We start from the raw sequence: 3691 nt of genomic DNA on the forward strand, positions 1-3691 counted from the left end.
GGAACATGAATTAGTAGAAGACTTGTTTTTCTACTGGTTTTTTAAAATAAATAAAAGAAATATTAATAGAAGGAATCAGGCTTAATTATTCAAACCCCCTAAGTTTCAATAAAAACTTAGGGGGTTTTGTACTATTTTAAGATTTTAAGAGTAACTACTTAATAAAAATTGAGTAGTTACTATTAAAATCTCTTTAATTCATGGCTATACTGTAATTCATAATATTTCAGGGAGGTATTTAAATGAGTAATTTATTACCACAGCAAAAAGAAAACAATGTATTTGTCTATGAACGAGCAATTTATCTTAAACAAGAATTAAATAATTTAGAACCAAATTTAAGACAATTAATGGACGATTTTTCTAATGCTGCAGAATTAAAAAATTGGCTTAGAAAAGAACAAATTCAATTTGATTTAAAATCATTTAGCACTAAATTAGATTCCATCGCTTCCGAAATTAAAGAATTGGAAAGTATAAAAAGAGACTATAAAGCAGAACTATATGAAATAATTAAGGGGGATTCAGAAGATCCAAAAATAGTCGTTAAAAGATTAATGGAATTTGAAGAACTGGATATAACAAAACTATCCATTTTACTAAACATTGATGAAGAAAAACTGCATATTTTCCTAAACAATTCAGCAGCTAGCGATGGACATATTATGCAAAAGATTAAAGAGTACCTATCTTTATATCAAGACACCTCAACTTCGACACACCTACATTAAGTTAATCTATCTTCAACATTGCGGCCAAATAATAATATGAATTTTTAGTATAGTCCTACCGTTTTAGATGATGGATATTGAAAGAAATTCAATCAATCTTTTTATCAAAACCATTTCTTTTTGTATAATCCATAATGTTAAAAAGGAGAAGTTAACACATGAAAATAACATACAAAAATCAAAGTATTAATGAATTAAAACAGAGCTTAAATTCTCTCTTACCAGGGGCAAAAGAATTTGAAGTTGAGTTTTCACTTCTTGGAGATGGCCCAGCAACACTTTATACGGGTGCAGAAGTAATGAAAATAGACAACATTCTTGAAATAGTTGAGAAACAAGGTTTTAAAGTTAATGATATTGATGGTATTAGTGACGGGAAAAAGATGAGAAATTGTGTAGGGATTACCTTGAATAAACCTTTCATTCATGAAAAGACAAAAGAAAGTATCGAAGCATTATTCATTCTAGGTAATACTTATGAAAGAGAGCTAACAGAATTCTTGTACAGTTTTTTGATTCGTGCGGAAAGAAATTTTCCTGTTCCCCCTAGAGCCATTAATTTTTCAGTTGATATTGGTGCAAAAAATATAGAAAGTGCAAAATCTATTTTTTTAAAAAAAATTTCTTCTTTTAACTACAAATTAAAAGAAGAAATTAAATTTATACCAGTAACCTATGATGATGGAGAGTGGATAGAAATGGAGCCTGAAGAAGATGAAGGCGAAATAAGATTTGAAATCGAGGAAATAACCCTAGAAAAAATAAATGATTTATTTAAAGATTGATATTTTTATTCAAACTTTTTTATAAAACTACAAATAAGTAGGAAACTTTATAATAGAAATAATTTGATTCCGCATAAGATAAGAACGCCCAATAATATATGTTTTGGAGTGACAATATTGAATTCAAATCCAATGTTTAGAAGCAACTCATTATTTAATGCTTATTCGTACGATAAAAAAATGACAGTAAATTCAACCATGTTCAAGACAAGCATTTTATTAATACTATTTATGAGTACAGCTGTATTCTCATTTACCCATTTTCCAATGATAATATTTAATACTAAACTTTATATTGGATTAGGTGTATCAGGTTTTTTACTTTCGTTGATTACTGGTTTTTTTCCAAAAATGGCTCCGTTTACTGCACCAACTTTCGCGATTATTGAAGGTGTATTTGTTGGTACAATTTCATCTTATTACTCTACCTTATTAGATAATATTATCTTTATAGCAGCAACTGGAACCATTGCTATTATGCTATCTATGGCATTCCTTTATTGGGCAAGAATTATTAATGTAACTCAACGTTTTGTTTCTACTTTGTCTACGGTCACATTCGGGATAATGATCTTTTATTTATTAATTTGGGTGTTACAGTTATTTGGAATATCCTTACCGTACCTACATGAAGCAAATCCTTTAACTTTAGGCATTTCTATCTTAATTGTAATTGTTGCTTCCCTTTCCTTTTTAGCAGATTTCCACAATATCGAGTATATGGTTGAGCATAATTTACCTAAATATATGGAATGGTATGGTGCATTTTCTATATTAGTAACTATCATATGGTTATACTTAGAACTGCTTAGATTAATTCGAATCATTGTTGGTATGGTGACTGGAAAATAGATTTACAATGAGTTGTTTTAGAATAAAGCTTTATGTAAATATCACTATGCTATGGAGGAAGAAATATGAAATGTCCAAGAGTAATAATAGAACCGCAAATAATTGAGAAAATACTTACTGAACTTATTAATGAATTCATACGGATAGAGAAATTTGAAAGTGGTTTAGAGTATCGTTTTCAATCAAAACTGGTAATGGATAAACTCATTTTAATAACCTCATTTCTTAATGAAAAATGGAAGTGGAATGAAGAAAAACAATCTTTTTATCATTACTTAAAATATATAACAAGTAAATATGAATTAAGTGGGGTCAACGGGTTAGACGGACTTTATCCAGGTTAGGATTTTTCATCATCATATTTTAATATTACTAAATCTATTACTTTAGTTCCAAATAGATTAACAGGGAGAGAACAAAATGTATTCAATACCAAAGCAGCCTGTTAAATGTTTTTTAAATGCCGACTTAAACGGGAATTTACAATTAGATTCCAAAGAACCACAAGTCGATGAATCCGACTTTGACCATTTATATATGTTTTCTATCCAGGGAATTTTCTATCCAGTAAATAAACCCAATGTGTCAGCTTATTTTTACGATGAGAACCATAAGGAGTATTTAGTAATAAACAAGGAGTTTTTTAGCGACTGCATTTGGAAACCACTTGATGAAGAATTTTTCAAAGTTAAAAAAGCGTGGGACTCTATTACTCCAAGATAAATTCTAAGGAATATTTTATATAAAGAGCATGTTTACAGATATAAGAACATGTTCTTTTGTTTTCTTTTTTATAAGGCTATTAAGAATGTGTACTTTTTATAAAATTGTCAATTTAGAATCATGGTACTATTAATATATACATTTAGTATTATTTTACAATTACGTTCAGTGAAAATAAGGGGGTTAAGTTATGAGTAGAAATGAACTTTGCTATTGTGGTAGTGGAAGAAAAAGAAAAAAATGTCATAAAGAAGTTCATAATAATAGTTACATAGAAATTTTAAGTAATCTTTACCAAGCTATTGAAAATGAAAAAACATACAATAGCAGGGATAAAGAGCATCCATGTAAAAATGGTTGCTTCAATTGTTGCTATGATGCATTTATTATCTCTATGCTTGAATTTGAATATATTTTATATGACTTAAGAAAAAATCATAAAGAAATAATAGAAGATGTATTTAATGCAGCATTGGAAGGAGAAAAGCTATTAAAAGAACAGGATCCGGAGTTACTTAATTATTTTGTCAAAGATGCTACTGGGTTAGATGCCCGTATGGAGAGCAGAGAGGCTAATCAGAAAATGATAAACAAACGAAC

At 28.7% G+C, this 3691-nt stretch carries 5 protein-coding genes; all 5 read left to right on the forward strand.

Features of this window, described 5'->3' with window-relative positions:
• Positions 1-242: 242 nt before the first annotated feature.
• A complete protein-coding gene (locus RCF13_RS09940) occupies positions 243-731 on the forward strand; it encodes a hypothetical protein (protein ID WP_308141105.1) in 489 nt (162 codons plus the stop codon).
• Between the two features lie 158 nt (positions 732-889).
• Positions 890-1516: a hypothetical protein gene (locus RCF13_RS09945; protein WP_308141106.1), complete on the forward strand. Its 627-nt coding sequence runs from the start codon at positions 890-892 to the stop codon at positions 1514-1516.
• Between the two features lie 132 nt (positions 1517-1648).
• A complete protein-coding gene (locus RCF13_RS09950; protein WP_042516272.1) occupies positions 1649-2368 on the forward strand; it encodes a Bax inhibitor-1/YccA family protein in 720 nt (239 codons plus the stop codon).
• A gap of 420 nt (positions 2369-2788) precedes the next feature.
• Complete coding sequence (locus tag RCF13_RS09955; RefSeq protein ID WP_308141107.1) at positions 2789-3091, forward strand: hypothetical protein; 303 nt, start codon at positions 2789-2791, stop codon at positions 3089-3091.
• 190 nt (positions 3092-3281) lie between these two features.
• A partial coding sequence (locus RCF13_RS09960; RefSeq protein WP_308141108.1) for an SEC-C domain-containing protein occupies positions 3282-3691 on the forward strand: 410 nt, incomplete at its 3' end.

Source organism: Stenotrophomonas maltophilia group sp. RNC7 (assembly GCF_030910085.1).
In the GTDB taxonomy this organism is placed as follows: Bacteria; Pseudomonadota; Gammaproteobacteria; order Xanthomonadales; family Xanthomonadaceae; genus Stenotrophomonas; species Stenotrophomonas sepilia.